Source organism: Kribbella flavida DSM 17836 (genome assembly GCF_000024345.1).
GTDB lineage: Bacteria > Actinomycetota > Actinomycetes > Propionibacteriales > Kribbellaceae > Kribbella > Kribbella flavida.
Genome location: NC_013729.1, coordinates 4,954,150 through 4,971,398, shown reverse-complemented (window position 1 = coordinate 4,971,398; position 17,249 = coordinate 4,954,150). Strand labels below are relative to the sequence as shown.

9 protein-coding genes are annotated in these 17,249 nt (G+C 70.3%); 2 read left to right on the top strand and 7 right to left on the bottom strand.

Annotated features, from left to right (window positions below; genetic code table 11):
* The first annotated feature begins 60 nt into the window (after positions 1–60).
* Positions 61–3,129 carry an AfsR/SARP family transcriptional regulator gene (locus KFLA_RS22880; RefSeq protein WP_012922193.1) on the top strand — a complete coding sequence of 1,023 codons (3,069 nt, stop codon included), beginning with the start codon at positions 61–63 and terminating at the stop codon, positions 3,127–3,129.
* Between the two features lie 17 nt (positions 3,130–3,146).
* On the opposite strand, the gene KFLA_RS22875 is transcribed toward KFLA_RS22880, so the two are convergent.
* A complete protein-coding gene (locus KFLA_RS22875; RefSeq protein WP_012922192.1) occupies positions 3,147–3,596 on the bottom strand; it encodes a MarR family winged helix-turn-helix transcriptional regulator in 450 nt (149 codons plus the stop codon).
* Between the two features lie 111 nt (positions 3,597–3,707).
* Between KFLA_RS22875 and KFLA_RS22870 the strand changes: the two genes are divergently transcribed.
* Positions 3,708–5,309, top strand: a complete 1,602-nt coding sequence (locus KFLA_RS22870; RefSeq protein ID WP_202797013.1) for an LLM class flavin-dependent oxidoreductase — start codon at positions 3,708–3,710, stop codon at positions 5,307–5,309.
* Positions 5,310–5,440: 131 nt separating this feature from the next.
* On the opposite strand, the gene KFLA_RS22865 is transcribed toward KFLA_RS22870, so the two are convergent.
* From KFLA_RS22865 to KFLA_RS22840, 6 genes are all read right to left on the bottom strand, one after another.
* The gene (locus tag KFLA_RS22865; protein WP_012922190.1) at positions 5,441–6,067 is read right to left on the bottom strand and encodes a DUF6308 family protein; all 627 of its coding nucleotides are present in this window, start codon (positions 6,065–6,067) and stop codon (positions 5,441–5,443) included.
* 433 nt (positions 6,068–6,500) lie between these two features.
* Entirely contained in the window at positions 6,501–7,298 is a 798-nt protein-coding gene (locus tag KFLA_RS22860; RefSeq protein WP_148256707.1) for a zeta toxin family protein, read from the bottom strand.
* Positions 7,299–8,745: 1,447 nt separating this feature from the next.
* The gene (locus tag KFLA_RS22855; RefSeq protein ID WP_148256706.1) at positions 8,746–9,378 is read right to left on the bottom strand and encodes a LysE/ArgO family amino acid transporter; all 633 of its coding nucleotides are present in this window, start codon (positions 9,376–9,378) and stop codon (positions 8,746–8,748) included.
* 185 nt (positions 9,379–9,563) lie between these two features.
* Positions 9,564–10,190 (bottom strand): hypothetical protein, encoded by a 627-nt coding sequence (locus KFLA_RS22850; RefSeq protein WP_012922186.1) that lies wholly within the window; start codon positions 10,188–10,190, stop codon positions 9,564–9,566.
* A 138-nt stretch (positions 10,191–10,328) separates the two neighbouring features.
* A complete protein-coding gene (locus tag KFLA_RS22845; protein WP_012922185.1) occupies positions 10,329–14,048 on the bottom strand; it encodes a UvrD-helicase domain-containing protein in 3,720 nt (1,239 codons plus the stop codon).
* On the bottom strand, positions 14,041–17,136 hold the full coding sequence (locus KFLA_RS22840) for a PD-(D/E)XK nuclease family protein (RefSeq protein ID WP_041289454.1): 3,096 nt from the start codon (positions 17,134–17,136) through the stop codon (positions 14,041–14,043). Before KFLA_RS22840 ends, KFLA_RS22845 begins: the two co-directional genes overlap by 8 nt.
* Positions 17,137–17,249 lie beyond the last annotated feature (113 nt).

The window sequence follows — 17,249 nt, the reverse complement described above, 5'->3', positions numbered from 1 at the left end:
CGGATTCTTTCCGGTCCTTCCGGCCGGTCGGCGGTTCGGCCGAAAAGATAGGGTGCCGCCATGCGATTCGGGGTGCTCGGACCGGTGACGGCGTGGACGGACAGCGGTGAGGCTGTCACAGTGCCAGGCCTGAAGGTGCGTGCCCTGCTGGCGGATCTGCTGGTGCACGAGGGCCGCCCGGTGCCGGCAGACCGGCTGATCGACGACCTCTGGGGCGAGGACCTGCCCGGCAACCCCGCCGGCACGCTGTCAGCCAAGGTGTCCCAGCTCCGGCGCGCGTTCGAGGACGCTGAGCCGGGCAGCCGGGCCCTGGTGACGTCCGGCCCCGCCGGGTACTCGCTGAAGGTGGACAGCGCGACGTACGACGCACTGCAGTTCGCCACGTTGCTGGAGCAGGGCCTGCTGGCGGAGGCGCTGGCACTGTGGCGCGGTCCGGCGTACGCGGACTTCGCGGACGAGCCCTTCGCGGAAGCGACGGTCGCCCGGCTGAACGAGCAGCGGCTGAGCGCGCAGGAGCAGTACTACGAGACCCACTGCGACGACATCAGCGCGATCGCGGACCTGGTCGCCCGGCATCCGCTGCGCGAGCGGCTCAGAGCGGCGCACATCAAGGCGCTGTACCGCGCCGGCCGGCAGAGCGAGGCGCTGGACAGCTACGAACAGCTCCGCGTGCTGCTGGCGGACGAACTGGGTCTGGACCCGAGTCCTGAGCTCGCGGCCCTCCAGCAGTCGGTGCTGAACCAGGAGCTGCCGCAGCTGCCTCAACGGCGAAGCAATCTGCCTGCTCAGCTGACAGAGCTGATTGGTCGCTCGGATGCGCTGGCCGAGATCGGGCAGCGGCTGGCCGAGGGCCGCCTACTGACGCTGACCGGTCCTGGCGGCGTCGGGAAGACCCGGCTGGCCGTTGCAGCGGCGGCTCAGGTCGCCGAGCGCTTCAGGGACGGAGTCATCCTGGTCGAGCTAGCCGGTGTGGCGCCCGACGCGCTGGATGTGACCGGTTCTCTGACCGACGCCCTTCAGGTCGCGCTGGACCTGCGGGAGGCGGCCGGCGCGGAGGAGGGGGTCGTGGACCACCTCGCGTCCGTGCTGGGCGAGCGGTTGCTGGTGCTGGACAACTGCGAGCACGTCATCACCGAGGCGGCCGCGTTGACCGAGTGCTTGCTGGCGGCGGCGCCGACGCTACGGGTGCTGGCGACGAGCCGCGAGCCACTGGGGCTGACGGGTGAAGCCGTGTGGAACGTGCCGACGCTGGGCGTGCCAGGGCCCCAGGACACGGTCGAGCAGTTGCAGGACTCAAGTGCTGTGCAGCTGTTCGTGGCAAGGGCATCTGCTGCGGATCGTGCCTTCGAACTGGACGAGGAGACGGCTCCTGCGGTGTCGGTGCTCTGCCGCCGGCTCGATGGGATCCCGCTCGCGCTGGAGCTGGCCGCGACTCGGGTGCGGGCGCTGGGCGTGCAGGGACTTGTCGCGCGGCTGGACGATCGGTTCCGGCTGCTTGCCACCGGCCATCGGGGTGCGGCGCCACGGCAGCAGACGTTGATGGCGATGATCGACTGGTCGTGGGAGCTGCTGAGCCCCGAGGAGCAGGTGGTGCTTCGCCGGCTCGCCGTGCACGCTGACGGGTGTACTGCGGAGGCTGCGGAAGCGGTGTGCGCGGTGGACGACGACGTCCTGGATGTCCTTGTCCGCTTGGTCGATCGCTCGCTGGTGGTCCCGGTGCGAGGCGTCGACGGGATGCGTTACCGGCTGCTGGAGTCCGTGGCGGCGTACTGCGTCGAGAAGCTGCACCGGGCCGGCGAGTACGAGGCTGTGCGCGAGCGGCATCGCCAGTACTACACCGAGCTGGCCGAGCTGGCGTCGAAGCACCTGTACGGCGCCGAGCAGGCCGTCTGGTTACAGCGGCTCGACGAGGAGTCCGGCAATCTACGGAGCGCGCTGGACGGAGCCGTCGCCGCGGGGGACGACGTACTGGCTCAGCGGTTGGTCACGGCGCTTGGCTGGTACTGGTTCCTGCGGGGGCGGTTCGCTGAGGCTCGGCGGTCGTTGGAGGCGGTGCCGGAGACGCCTGAGGTGGCGGCCTGGCTGGCGGGGTACATGTACCTGCACGGAGATGCGGAGGCTTCTCTTTTGCGCGACCGGTGCCTGTCTGAGGTCGGGCCGCGGTCGGTGCTGTGGATGGCCTTGCACTGCAGCGATTCCGGCGATCTGTCGCACGCGCTGGGGATGCTGGAGCAGTGCTTGACGTCGTTCGAGCAGTCCGGAGATCGGTGGGGGATCGCTGCGGCGCTGGCCGCGCGGGCGAAGCACGCGCATGTCCGGACCGACCTGGACGCGTTGCAGCGGGACGCCGGCGAGAGTGCTCGACTGTTCCGCGCGCTCGGGGATCGGTGGGGACAGCTGCAGGCGCTCGGCTGGCTCGGTGCGCACGCCGAGCTGGTCGGCGACTTCCGGGGCGCGGTGAAGCTGCACACCGAGGCGCTGCGGATGGCGGAGGAGCTCGGGCTGTGGCCGGACGTCGCGGCCGAGTACGGCTGGCTCGGCTGGACCGCCATTCGGGAAGGCGACTACGCGCAGGCGACGGCGTACGGGGAGCAGGCGTTCCAGTTGGCGCTGGAACAGGGGCACCGGCCGCTGGAGTCGCTCGGCGCGCTGGTGCTCGGCTTCGCGGCTCGGCGAAGTGGTGACCTGGATGTCGCGGAGAAGCGCCTGCAGACGCTGGTTGATGAGGCCCGTCGGCAGGACGACTCGGTGCTCTACCTGCCGATGGTGCTGGACGAGCTGGGCTTCCTGCTGTCGCTGCAGGGGGAGGCCCTCGCTGCGCGCGCGTTGCACGTGGAGTCGTACGGCCTCGGCTTGGAGCAGGGATCACGCAGATCGATGGCCTGGTCGCTGGAAGGCATCGCCGGCACGCTGGTCTCCGATGCGCCGGCGGTCGCAGCGCGCCTGCTGGGAGCGGCTGCCGCGGTGCAGGAGGCCGAGGGGCTACCGGCCACGCCGGCGGAGACCGCTGACCCGCAGCGGATCGCCGAGGCCGCGCGGGCGTTGCTGGGGGAGCGGTACGACGCGGAGTTCGCGGCCGGGCGGTCGCTGTCGCTGGAGGAAGCCTTTGCGCTGGTGCCCGGGGCCTAGGGCGGGGGTGCTCGCTGCTACGCCTTTGGCTGCGGCTCGTCCGCGAACACCGCGGGGGCATCGGCCACTATGCGTCGCAAGGTGCCGGTGAACTGCTCCCGCTCGCCGTCAGGCAACTCCGCCAGCATGAGCTCCAGCCTGTCGGTCAGCTCCCGGTGGAACCGCTGCAGCGCCTCGTTGCCGTCCTCGGTGAGCGACACCTTCACCGCGCGCCGGTCCTTGGCGTCCTGGTGCCGTACGACGAGGCCGCGGTGCTCGGCGCGATCCACCAGCCCGGTCAGGCTGGACCGCTCGACGCCGAGCGTTGCCGACAGCTCCGCCATTCCGACGGAACGACCCGCCAGTGAGCACAGCATCTGCGCCTGGGCCTGGGTGAGGTCACAGCCGCGCCCAACCTCGGCGTACAGGCTCTGCACGAGGAAGGTGAGCCGGACCAGGCTGCTCGCCGCTCCGAGTGTTTCTTGCATCCGGTGCTGCTCCCCACGGACGGGCTTGTGAATGTTCGTGGCACGAAGTAATTTGTTCGTCAGGTCAATAGTACGTGTCACGAACTAACTGCGGCAACGAAGGTGTGAATGATGGACTACGGGCACGAGTTGGTCTTCGGGACGTTCCTGACTCCGGTGGTGGAGCAGGCGGAGCGGGTGGTCGCGCTGGCACAGGTGACCGAGCAGGTCGGCCTGGACCTGGTCACTGTGCAGGACCATCCGTACCAGCCGCGGCTGATGGACGCGTGGACTCTGCTCACGGTGATCGCCTCGCACACCCAGTCGGTGAAGGTTGCGACGAACGTGGCGAACTTGCCGCTGCGGCACCCCGTCGTGCTGGCGCGCAGCGTCGCTGGGCTCGACCTGCTGACCGGTGGGCGCGTGGAGCTGGGGCTGGGCGCCGGTGGCTTCCGTGAGGCCATTGCTGCGAACGGTGGGCCGCAGCTGACTGCTGGACAGAGCATCACTGCGCTGGAAGAGGCAGTGGGCATCATCCGTGAGGTGTGGAAGCCGGAGGGCGGCGGGATCCGGCTCGCGGGCGAGCACTACTCGCTCAGCGGAGCCAAGCGTGGCCCGGCGCCGGCCCACGACGTGGAGATCTGGCTGGGCGCCTACAAGCCTCGCATGCTCGCGTTGACGGGGCGGTCGGCCGACGGCTGGTTGCCTTCCAGTGCGTATGCGGGGCCGGACGAGCTTGCTGCGATGAACAAGATCATCGACGAAGCCGCTGTGGCAGCCGGGCGGGAGCCGTCAACGGTGCGCCGGCTCTACAACGTGTCGGGGCGTTTCGACGGCCGCAGTGGGTTTCTGCAGGGTCCTGAGGAGGTCTGGATCGAGCAGCTGACCGAGCTGACGCTGACCGAGGGGATGAGCACGTACATCCTGGCGTCGGACGACCCGGACGACATCCGGCGCTTCGCCGAGGTGGCGGCGGGGGTGCGGGAGGCGGTGGCTGCTGGCCGAGCTACTGCTGCTTCTGCTGTGCCGGCCGCTGCTGGCTCTGTGCCGGCCGACGCTGCGTCCTTGGGGCCGGCGAGCTCGGACTCTTCGGTTGTTGCGTTTGCGGCCGCCGTGCCCACCTCTGCGCGCGAGAGCAACTTCCCGGTCGTACCAACTCCGCCGCCGACCGTACGCCGCAGCTCCGTCGTCCCGTGGGACGAGTCGGCCCGCCCCACCGGCCCCGCGCTTGACCCGGACCGCACCTACACGCCGCACCAACTCGCCTCCGGCCGGCACCTCATCCAGGTCCACGACCACCTCCGCTCCGAACTCGAGCAGATCCGCGACCTGGTCGAACAGGTCGCCGCAGGGTCCCTCGAAGTAGGCCAAGCCCGCTCCCACATCAACACGATGACCATGCGCCAGAACAACTGGACCCTCGGCGTCTACTGCGAGTCCTACTGCCGCCTCGTCACCACCCACCACTCCATCGAAGACGCGTCTCTCTTCCCCCGCCTCCGCCGCGCCGACTCCCGTCTCACCCCGGTGGTCGACCGCCTCCAGGAAGAGCACCTCGTCATCCACGACGTGCTCGAAGGAATCGACAAAGCGCTGGTAGGCCTGGTCGACGGCTCCGCCACGATCAACGCCCTCCGCGAAGCCGTGGACCTGCTCGACGACACCCTGCTCTCCCACCTCTCCTACGAGGAACGAGAACTGGTGGAGCCGCTGGCGCGGCTGGGCGTGAGTTAGTCCCGGTCGGTCTCCGGGAGGTGGACCGGTGCGTTGTCCGCGTGCGCCAGGGTGTGGGTCGAACTCGGCTGCTCATCCCAGGGCGTGCGTGTGCGCGGTTGGCGGACGAGCCGCCGGCGTCGGCGTACCGGCTACTTGGCCTCGCCCAGCAGGGACGCGAGGATGTCGAGCAGCCGAAGGGTCGGGGCCTCGGCGAGGACCTTCGCGGGGGAGGTCGCGGGCTCCGCGATCAGCCGGGTCTGCAGCACCGCGAAGTCGCGAACGTTGGCGGGGCTCACCAGGTCGCGGTGCACCGCGGCGAGGAACTCCGCGCCGGCGGAGGCCTCGCTGTAGGTCATGCGGATGAAGCTGTCGCTGACGGGGAAGAGGTACGGCCGCTTGAGGTGCAGCAGTTTCGCCTTCTTCGCGTGGCCGAACCCGCGGTGACCGGAGAACTTCTCATCCAGCGCGATCGCCGCGTCGAACAGCTCCGAACCAGGCGGTGCGTCCTCCAGCCGCGCCTTGACCGGAATCGCCGCGAACTCCTTCTCCGCGTCCACCTCGAGCAACCACGGGATGTCCAGCGCGCGCAGGTCGGAGCCGACCACCATCGTGCGCGCCAGGTCCTCCAGCGTCACCTTGTCCGGCTCCGAACCACCGACCGTGGTCAGCCCCGGAAGCCCGTCGTAGTACTTCAGCACCGCACCGTTGGACTCGCAGTACAGCCGCAGCTGCGCGATGGCCTCGTCCACGACGATCTTCCGACTACCGATGTTCATAGCCACACCCTCACACTCTTGGTGGCGAACCCGCCAGCCGGACTTGGGGCGATCCGACCGGGAATCCGATCAAATCCGGATGCGGTGCATCGTAGGGGACACCCGGCTCCCACCGCCCACAGGGTGCGTCCCCACTTCTCCACAGCCGGTAACCATCCTCCCGTAACCCCCATCTTCCCCCATAAACTCTCCGTAACCCCGCCCGCTCGAAGCTGATCCGCTGGTCTGAGTCCTGGCGGTCGCGATGTACGGCGTCAAACTCCGGACACCCAGGACGCCGTACGACCTGACGGCCACGTCGCTCGCAGGCCGAGCCCACGACGATCGCACCGGCTACATCAGCAGTCCCTGAGTTCTGCTCGAGTCGGCTGGACGGCGTCAGTGGCGCGACGCGGGTCTCCGGGGCCGTTGGCCACAGCGTCTGTGCGAATGACTATCGGTGACCCGCATGGGCGTCCGCGAGCACTGGCGAGTTCCTGTGCGCGTCGTACTGGTCCGGGCTGCCTTCGACGGTCAGGGCGCAGCCGGACCGGCCGCACTCGCACGCGAAGGGAAATGGCGGCAGTTCAGCGAATCCCCGGTCCGCCTGCCAGAGGCGGAGTTGGCGGCAGGCGGCGCGGTTCTCGATGCGCCGCTGCCTGCTCAACTGCTCACCGGGCTGGAGCCTCGGGAGGTCACCCAAAGTCGCTTCGACCGTCGCGAAGACCGCCTCCCAGTCCGGAGCAGGACCTAGCTCGATGAGAGGCAGCCCCGCAGCTGCCGCCTCTTCCCGAATCCGCTGCGCGAGTACGGCGTCGCGCGCGAGCAGGGCATCCAGTTGAGCCCGCGCGGCGGGATCGTCGACACCGGCGAGCCGCTGCTCCCGCGCCTTCCGCGTCTGCTCGGTATCAGGCACCAGCCAGATCGCCGCGCGAACCTCAGCACGCAGCATCGACGGCAACAGCTGCGGCCCCTCAACCAGCGCCGGGACCTCGCCGAGCCCGCGTTCCCGCACGTCCTCCACCAGCACCTCCAGCCGCGCCCGCGAAATCTCGATGAACACCGCAGCGGCCTCTTCCGGGCCCTCGGCAACCTCTTCGGCCAGCGACCTGAACGCAGGTATCCGCTCCAGATGGTCGTACGTCCACAGATCAACCGGGTGCAACGGCAGATCCCGTTCGCGCGCCAGCCGCCGAGCAACCGTCGACTTGCCGGCACCGGGCGCCCCACCGATCCACACCATGCTCGTCATCCAGCCATCGTTCCAGGGGCCGGGTTCGCGGCGAGCAGGTCTGGGGGTCGACGGTGAGACGCCGTACGGAGGTGCGCGCTCGTCCGCACAGCGTGCTCGTGCGAGGCAGCATGCCCGCGGGACAGCGGGTAGCGAGGCGCTGGGTGTTCCCTGTAGGCGACATGTCCAGCGGGGGTGCAGCGGGTCAGCGGGCAGCGGGTCAGCGGAGTCCGGCGAGACAGCGGGTGGCGGGGCGCCGGGTCCTCGTACGGCAACACGTCCAGCGGGCTGCGGCGGGTCAGCGGGCAGCGGGTCAGCGGATTGCAGGCAGGGCGGCGGGACAGCGGCGTTGCACGCACAGCAGGAACGACAGGGGCAGCAGCTGGGACGGGCGGAGAGCACCGCGGCAGCGGCGGCTTCGTCGACGGCACCAAGCAGCGGCTCGCGGGGACGGCATGGACGCCGGGACGCCGCGGACGCCGGGGAGGGGTGGCGGAAACGTCGGGACAGCGGGTGGTGCTGGGGAGGGGTGGCGGATGTAGTGGGACAGCGGGTGGTGCTGGGGAGCATCGCGTGGATCGCGGGGGCAGAGGAAATATGCCGACCGTCCTGGCCCGAGCAGTTCGTCGCTCGGGAAGAACCTCCGGCTAAGTGTGCGGAGGTGCATGGACTGGGAACGGCGGCGCGAGCGAGTCGAGCCAGGGCAATCGGTGCGCGGTTCCCGCCGGAAGTCCGTCCGAGCACGAGTACCTCGACGGACGAGACCGACTCCGACGTCGGCGCGGGCGGTGTGGGGAGGTGATCGTGCGGGGGTGCGCGGGCGTGGGAGCGGTGGCGCGAGGTGCGGGGGCGGGATGGGGAGGCGATCGTGCGGGGGTGCGCGGGCGTGGGTGCGGTAGCGCGAGGTGCGCGGGCGGCGTGGGGAGGCGAGCGTGCGGAGGCCGTTTTGCGTGTGAGCGGTGTCTTGCCCGGCCGTTCCGCCTCTGCGGCCTGCCGATCGTGCTCCGGCCCCGGTCCGATCAGGGACCTCACACACCATGCGGGGACCTTGGACAGGCTGCGTCCTGTCCGAGGTCCCCGCATGGTGTGCGCCGTACAGCTGAGCTGCCGGCTACAGGCGGATCGACTCCGTGTTCAGCAACTTCGATGATTGCCGGGCCGAGTTCGTGGCCCATGTTGGAGCACTTGGTCTCGCCGAAGGGCAGATAGACCTAGGAGCGCCCGCGCTGCTGAGACTGATCACGCAGGCTCGAGCCGCCACGCCATCTAGGTGCCAGGACACTCGTCCGCCGCATAGCTGCCTCGATGTACCGGGTCTAGTCAGTGCGCGAGCACGGCGGTGCCGAGCGTGGTAGACCGGCGTGCTGAACGCGCGGGGAGGACTCCGCCAGCCCGGAACGCTGACTCCTTCAGTCCCGGAGCAAGGTCGAGCGACTTCACGGCGGGGTCGGTGAGGTGCTGGAGTCGGTCAGATGGTGGTGATGAGGATCTGGACGGCCAGGGCGGTGATCAGGGCGCTGGATGCCAGCGCCGTCAGGAGGCGGGCTCGGGGGCTGGTCAGTAGGCGGCCGAGGAGGGCGCCGCTGCCGGAGAGGAGGAGTTGCCAGGAGGCGGAGGCTGCGAAGGCGGCGAGGATGAAGAGGGACTGTTCCAGGTAGGTGGGAGTGGTGGTGTCTTGGCCGCCCAGGACCAGCGCGGTGAAGTAGATGATCGTGGTGGGGTTGAGCAGCGTCATGCCGAGCAGGGTGATGTAGGCCCTGATGGGGGTAGGTAGTGGCACGGCTGAGTTGTTGGTGGACTGGATGCGGCGGTGCTGGGTGAATGCGGTGACGGCTCCGCGTGCGGCGAGAGTCAGGAGCACCGCGACAGAGATCCACTTGAGGGGTGTGGTGATGGGCGCGAGGGCCGGAGCGATCGCGGAGCCGCCGAGGGTGGCGACGAGGGCGTAGAGGCCGTCGGCGGTTGCGACGCCGAGGGCGGCTGCGGCGCCGACCCTTAAGTTCGTACGGGCGGTGAGGGCTACTAGATAGGTGCCGATGGCGCCGACGGGGATGGCGATGCCGTAGCCGGCCAGCAGACCGGCGACGAGCGCGGTGATCACGAGCGGGAGCGGATCGGTCCCCACAGTCGGCCGGTCTGCTGCTGGGCCGCCACCGGAAGTTCGGCGGAGGTCAACGGCAGAAGGGTTGTGGTCGTGGTCATGTACCGATCGTCGGGCTGTCGCTGTGGGACGGCAAGTGAATTAGCTGCTATCGGCCAACGTCGGAATCGAGCAGGCGCAGTAGGTCAGGCGGCGGTGGTAGCCGCCCTCCGACTCCAGTGGGACCTCGGGCGCAGGGCTATAGCGAGACCTGAGGCGGCAGGGCTAGGCCCGGGCAGCGGCGCTGCTCGATCGCCCAACGCCGGGTACGCACCTGTCGTGGGCCGGGCGGCGCTGCTGACTGACAGGTCCTCGTTGAGCTGCCAGGCCTGGTTGCGGGCTCCGGTGCAGTCGGTGATGACAGCCGGACAGCCGTGCCTTTCGCGGGCGTGCCGGCTCCCGGCGCGGTGCACGTGGGTGGTGCCGATCAGGACGCGGTGCACGTGGGTGGTGCCGATCAGGACGCGGTGCACGTGGGTGGTGCCGATCAGGACGCGGTGCACGTGGGTGGTGCCGATCAGGACGCGGTGCACGTGGGTGGTGCCGATCAGGACGCGGTGCACGTGGGTGGTGCCGATCAGGACGCGGTGCACGTGGGTGGTGCCGATCAGGACGCGGTGCACGTGGGTGGTGCCGATCAGGACGCGGTGCACGTGGGTGGTGCCGATCAGGACGCGGTGCACGTGAGTGGTGCCGATCAGGACGCGGTGCACGTGAGTGGTGCCGATCAGGACGCGGTGCACGTGGGCGGCGCCGATCAGCACGCGGTGCACGCGGGTGCTGCCGATCAGCGCGCGGCGGCGGGACCGGGGCAGCGGCGCTGCCGGTCGGTACGCGTAGTACGCCTTGTGGCCGGCCAGACAGATTTCATGGGTGTGGACGGGTGCGTCTTTTAGTTGCGATAGGCAAATTCATAGCTGGTGGGCATGGGCTGCCGTGGGGGACAGGAAGAGCAGGGTTGCTCGGGACTTGGTGGGGAGCATGGTGGTGTAGGCCTGGAGTTGCGGGGTGTAGTGGGCGATGCGGGCGTGCAAGGCTGCGGCGGGAATGGCGTCGGTTTTGTAGTCGACGATCATCAGGGTGCCGTCGTCCTCTCGGTAGAGCAGGTCGATGAAGCCTTCGAGCACGGTGCCGTCGGGCTGCGGGATGCCGACGTAGGACTCCCGCCAGTGGTCGCGGGTGGCGGCTCGTTGAACGATCTCGGAGGAGAGGGCCGAGCGGACGAGGGCTCGCACGACGTCGGCGTACTCGACTACTCCTTCGGCCAGGCACTGGGCCGCGACCGCCGCGTCGAGCCCGGCGCCGGTGGTGAGGTCGACGACCTGGAGCACGCCGTGCACGGCGCGGCCGATGGCGGTGCCGTAGCGGCCCTTCGACCAGGGTGGGAGGTCGATGTCGCGGGCGGCTTTAGCGGTGCCGGGGTCGGCCTCGTGGAGGGCGACGTCCGGGCCGGTGCCTTCCAGGCCGGAGGGGCTGTGCGAGGACTTGCGACGGCTGGAGGCGCGGGCTTGCTCGATGCGCGTCTGCCATTCGGCGCGGTTGAGGGGTGGGGCCACTTCGAGGGCGCGGCGGGTGCGCGTGGTGAGGGCTTGCTTCTGGCCGCTGGGGGAGTCGTTGTTGTCGTCGGGGGAAGCCGCTGAGGCGACAGGGGCCAGCGAGAAATGCTCGCCGGGTACGCCGGCCTCGGGACGGGAGGCTGAGGCCGGGTCCGCGGTGAGCGCGCTGGTCGACGGGGTGGCCAGGCGGTGGATGTGAGGGACGTCCAGGGCGTTGGCCGAGGTGAGCAGTTCGGCGTTGCTGGAGTGGCGGCGGGTGCCGGATCGGTGCAGCGAGACAACGAGGTGGTCGCGGGCCCGGGTGGCTGCCACGTAGAGCAGGCGCCGGCGTTCGTACTCGTCCATCTGCTCGTCGACGGGCTGCACCAGATCGAAGTCCTCGGTCTGGATCGAGGCCTTGAGCTTGACCGCGTAGCCGCCGTCCGGTGGCCAGAGGACCTGGACGCCGCGCTGGCGGTTGGGGGACGCGGTCATGCCCGACAGGATGACGATCGGGAACTCCAGGCCCTTGGCGGCGTGGATCGTCATCACCCGGACGGCATCGGCGTCGGTCTCGGGCAGCACGGCCTCGGCGACCCGGGACGCCTCCTCGCCCTGGTGCGCGGCCCAGGCGAGGTACGAGCGGAGGCCGCCGTGCTCGACCTCGGACCAGGCGCGGGCCTGGTCGACGACGAAGCGGACCCGGCGCCAGGCGTCGCGGGCGCGAGGGCCGGTGGCGGCGACTTCCAGCATGCGGCGGTCGGCGACGATCTTGGCGAGGACTTCGCTCGGGCTGAGCCAGCGGGAGGCGTAGTACGTGCGGCGGAGCCACTCCATCGCCTCGCCGACCGGGTGGGCCAGCAGGCTGTCGGGGACCGGGGCGGTCAGGGTGAAGGAGGCGCCGGATCGCTTCCAGGTGAAGAGATCGTCGTCGCCGCAGCCGAAGAGTGGGGAGCGGAGCGCGGTGACCAGGGCGAGTTGATCGCTGGGGTCGCCGAGGGCGCGGGCGCAGGCGAGCAGGTCGCGGACCTCGGCGGTTTGGTAGACGAGGGAGCTGGCCTCGGCGCGGTACGGGATGTCGGCGCGGTCGAGGGCGTCCTCGAGGAACGGCAGCGAGGTGCGGGCGGGGACGAGAATGGCGATGTCCCCGGCGCCGGCTGGGCGCCAGGTGGAGGTCTTCTCGTCGTAGACCGTCCAGCCTTCGTCGAGGGCTTGGGAGATGACGGTGGCGACGTCGGCGGCTTCGCGTTCGCGCAGGACGGAGGCTTGGGCTCGGGGGAGGTCCTCGTGCGGGTCGGCGCCGAGGATGGTGACGGCTGGGCCGCCGGTTGGGGGCTGGGTGTCGGGTGATGCGGTGGGTGGGGTTGAGGCCGTCTGGGCGGGGATGTTGTCGTTGGGGGACCAGGCGGGGATGACCGTTGGGGCTGTGTAGCCGGTGGGGGCGTCGCTGGGTGGTGTGGTGGGAACGACGCTGAGGTGGCGGCGGATGTGGGTGACGGTGGCGAGGGGTGGGTCGTCGGACGGGGATGGTGTGGGTTCGTCTTCGGCGTCGGTCTCGGCGTCTCCGAAGAGGGAGAGCTGGTCGCCGGTGGCTGGGGAGGAAGGCGGCGGGGGAACGGGGCCGACTGGGGTTGATGCGGTGGGCCTGCGGCCGTAGGGGTTGGCGGAGGCGGAGGGGAGGGTCGTGGGGGTCGGGGGCGGGGAAGGGCGGTGGGGGGTCAGGGGGTGATAGGTGGGTTGGGCGTCTTCGGCGGGGGTGATGAGGGTGCTGAAGACGGTGTTGATCCAGGTCAGGACGGGGGTGACGGTGCGGAAGTTGGTGGTGAGGGTGACCGTCTCGCCGAGGAGGGACTGGGCAGTCAGGTAGGTGGCGATGTTGGCGCGGCGGAAGCGGTAGATCGACTGCTTGGGGTCGCCGACGACGAAGAGCGAGCCATCGGGGACCTCCACGTCTCGCCAGTCCTCGGCGTCCGCGGCGGCGCCGCCAGCGATGCGGACAGCGAGCTCGATCTGGATCGGGTCGGTGTCCTGGAACTCGTCGAGCAGCAGGCGCTGGTAGCGCTGCTGGAGGGCCGAGCGCACCGACGGCTCGCGCCGGAGCAGGTCGCGGGCCAGGACGAGCAGGTCGTGGAACTCGAGGCGGCCGTCGGCGCGCCGTCGCTCGGCGGACTCCAGCACGCGCTCGGCGAGCCAGTGCGAAAGGTGCCGGAGGCAAGCGTCGAGGAGAAGCTCGACCAGCGAGCCGGCGACCTCGACCACTTCGCTGCAGTCGCCGCGCATCCGGGCGATGTCCGGCCAGTTCTCCTTGCGGCCGATCTTTCCGACCTTGAGGGCGCGCACGCTGTGCAGGACCGCCAGCTGGGTCTCGGCGTCGGTCGCGGCGGCCAGCATCACGCCGAGGTCGCGGATCCGCTGGACCTTGGGCAGCAGCCGGTCGTCGTCGGCCCGGCAGTTCTCGGCCGCCGCGCCGATCTTGGCCGCGGCGGCGATCAGGCCGCTCAGGTCCGGCATCGCGACCAGCTCGGGCGGGTCGACCAGGACGCGTTCCTCGATCAGATCCCAGTCGTTGCCGAAGAGGCGGGCCAGCGAGCGGAGGTGCTTCAGCTCGACGCCGACCGCCATCGCGAGCAGCAACGGCTCGGCGATGGCATCGTCGTCCAGCAGTTGCTGCTGCAGCTCGGACCAGCGTTCCTCGAAGGCGACGGACGAACCGACCTCGTCCAGTACGTCGATCAGCGGCGGCAACCCGGCCTCGATCGGGTGGGCGAGCAGGATCTGCTGGGCGAACGAGTGCAGCGTGCCGATCGAGGCGGAATCCAGGTCGTCGAGCGCTTCGTCCGCCAGCGCGCGGTGCGGTCCCTTGCGGGCCTTCTCGAACTCCACGCGCAACCGGTCCCGCAGCTCTGCGCCGGCCTTCTCGGTGAAGGTCACCGCCGCGATCGTGCGCAGCGGCACCTCGTCGCGCAGGACCAATGTGGTCACGCGATCGACGAGGGCGTGTGTCTTGCCGGATCCCGCGCCGGCTTCCACGAACAGCGTGGTGTCGGTGTCAGTCCGGATCTGCTCTCGCGCCGCGTCGTCCAGCAGCTCAGTCATCGAGTGCCACCTCCTCGGCGGTGGACAGTGCGCCCGGGTCGATCAGTCGCACCAGCCGATCCAGCGTCGGGTCGAACCTCAACCTGTCGTACCGGGCCCGGACCTCGCTGTGCCCGATGCCGTCGGGGTTGCAGTACGGGCACTGGACCCAGAGGAAGTCCGGCACTTCGGGCGCCTTGGCGGGGAAGTACCCGGCGGCGATCGACGAGACGATCACGTCCAAGGCGTGCACGTACCGCTCGGCGACCTCGGGCGTCAGCGGCACCGGGATTCGCCGGCCACCCTTGCGGACGAACCAGTACGCCGCCTCGACCGGTGTCGACTCGTCGCCGAGCCGGGCGCGCGCGGCGTACGCGTAGACCGGGAGCTGGAGCTTCGTGCCGGCGGCGACGGGATCGTTCTCGATCGCCTCGTAGCGGGAGAAGCCGCCCGTCTTCACGTCGGTGACGTAGATCGTGCCGTCCTTGCCGAGATCGACCTTGTCGGCGGACCCGCGCAGCAAGACCCGGCCCGACGGGATCGGAATCTCGACCGGCGGCTCGCCGTCGAGCCCGAACCGCAGCTCGCTCGCCACCACCGACGCGTTGTGCTCGGCCCGCCAGCGGTCGTCGTCGTCCAGCAGGACCATCAGGTCGCCGAGGATGCGAAGCCGTTCGCGCTGCCACAACCGCGGGTGGCCGGTGAGGCCTTCGGCCTCGAAGCGCTGCGCGAGGTCGGCACCGATCGTCAGCAGCAGCGACCGCTGCTCCGGTGACCAGGGCTCGCCGTAGCCGGGCAAGGAACCGGCCAGGCGGGTCACGAAGGCGTCGAGGCTGTTGTGGATGAGGTTTCCGACCTGAACGGGCGAGATCACCAGCAGGTCCTCCGGCGCCTCCAAAGGCTGCACCTGCAGCAGTCGCTCCACGAAGTACGCGTGCGGGCAGGCGGCGTAGGCCTCGAGCGACGTCGGGGAGGCGATCCGGTCCTCGGTCGCGTAGTCCGGCAGTCCGTCGACGCCGGACAGGTTGCCGTCGAAGCGGGTGAACTCGTCCGCAGCACGGGCCCGCAGCAACAGTCGGGCCCGGTCCACCACGGCGTCCGTCAACGTCAGCCCGGCGGCTGCCGCACGGACCTGCCAATCCTGCTCGGTAGCCGGCAGCTTGGCTGTGGTCAGCGAACCCGAGTACGACGCGGACGTTAGCAGGTGGCCGTCGTACGACGCCTGGTCCCACACCGTCGCCGCGAGCGCGTGGTCACCGCTCAGCTCGCGCAGGGTCCCGAGCAGCCAGCGAGTCGGCAGCCGGCGGCTGGACCGGCGCAGATCGCCGCGGGGGAACGACGCTACGACGCGGGAGGCTCCGGCGGAGAAGGCGGCCAGCAGGTGTCGCTGCTTGCGGTCGAGCCGGTCGCGGGCGGAGGCAAGCTCGGGCGCCGCCGCCTCGCGAACCCTGTGCGGCAGCAGGGCATCCTCGTGCAGACGGCCGGGATACAGGTCCTCGGCGAGTCCGACGACGAAGACCACGTCGACCGAGAGTCCGATGCTCGCGGACAGCGGAGCCACCAGGACGCCGGTGCCGAACGTGCCGACCCGGGGCAAGGACTGCTGCAGCTCGAGGTCGAGCACGTCCCGCAGCACGGTCAGGCTGGCCGGAGTGCCGAGCTCGTCGAGCGTGGACAGACCGCGCAGAGTCCCCTCGACCGCGACTGCCGCGTACTGCTCCTCGACCGGCAGGGATGCGTAGTCACCGAGCAGATCGTGAAAGAGCCGGAGCACGACGTGCGACAGCTCGGACCAGCTCTCCATCAGCGCGGCTGCGTTGAGCCGCCGCCGTAGCTCGACGGCGAAGGCGTGCAGCCGCAGGGCATGGGACGCGTTGTGCTCCGCGCGACGGGCCACTGCCGGCCGGGGATCCTCCGCGCCACGCTCCTGGTCGGCCGTCCGGCGCTCCGTGTCGGCGTACCGGGCGAGGCGGACGTCCCAGTCGTCGCCGCGGACCACGCCGGCCGCGCGGGACAGCCGCTCCCACTGGGGAACCGGGATCCGCTCTCCGGTGAAGTCGCGGGTCGGAGCGTTCGCCAGTGCGCGGAACAGGTCGGCGCGCGGGAGGTCGTGGTCGACGAGGGCGAGAACCTCCAGCAACGTGCGGGCCAGGGCGCGCTCGTGCACCGGCCGCGTGCCGGGACCGTTCACCGTGACCTTCGCGGCGGCGAGGTGCTCGTGCAGCAGCCGTGCGTACGGCGTGGCGGCGGCGTACAGCACCGCGACCCGGTGCGCGGGCGTCTTCTCCAGGGTGGCGAGCACGTCGCGCACGACGCAGCGGACCTCGTCGTCGGCGTCGGACGCGTTCAGCACCTCGGTTGCCACGGGGTAGTTCTTCGAGATCGACGGTGGCAGGTCGATCCCGATCCGCTCCAGCGACCGGCGCACCGCGCGGTCGGCCCGCTTCACGTCGGTCAGGCCGACGATCACGGTCACATCGGCCGCGGCGATGCCCAGCGAGGCGACGAACGACGCCTCGGCCTGGGTCAGCTCCTGCGGCAGGTAGAGCACCAGCGAACCGAGCTCCGCGACGGCAGCAGGATCCGCGGTCGCACGCTCGGTCGCGGCGCGCAGCAGGTCGGTCTCGTCGTACCAATCGGTCTGCAGTTGGTCGCAGACGTGGCGGTGCAGCTGGATCAGTGACGGGCCGAGCCCCGACGCCGCCGCGACCTTCTCCAGACCGGGATCGCTCAGATCGCGCAGCTCCCGGTGCGCTGCAGCAAGCGCTTGGATGGTCGACGGGTGCTCGGCGACCTCGTCGAAGACCCCGGGCGCCTTGGACAGCGCAGTCCGCCAGGTCGCCGCGACGATCGGCCGCGTCGCCGGTCGCCTGGGCGCCAGCAGCCCCGCGGCCAGTTGCTCGGCGAGGCGCGGCAGTGTTGCCAGGTACAGCGCGGCGACGCCGGTGGCGGCGAGATGCCGACGGGCGACCACGCCGGTCAGGTTGTCCGGCAGGAGCAGGGTGACCGGCTTCATCGGGTCGCCGGCCTTCAGCCGCGTGACGACGTGGTGCAGCCTGTCCAGCGCGGCCGCGCCGTACGCCGTGGTCTCGATCCGGGTCCCGCTCACTGTGCCCCCGATCCTTTTCGGTCTGTCACCGAAGACGCTAAACCCTGTCACAGACATATTTCCGCCGATCCGGGCCCGCCCCAATGAACCCGTCAGGACCTGAACCGGAACCC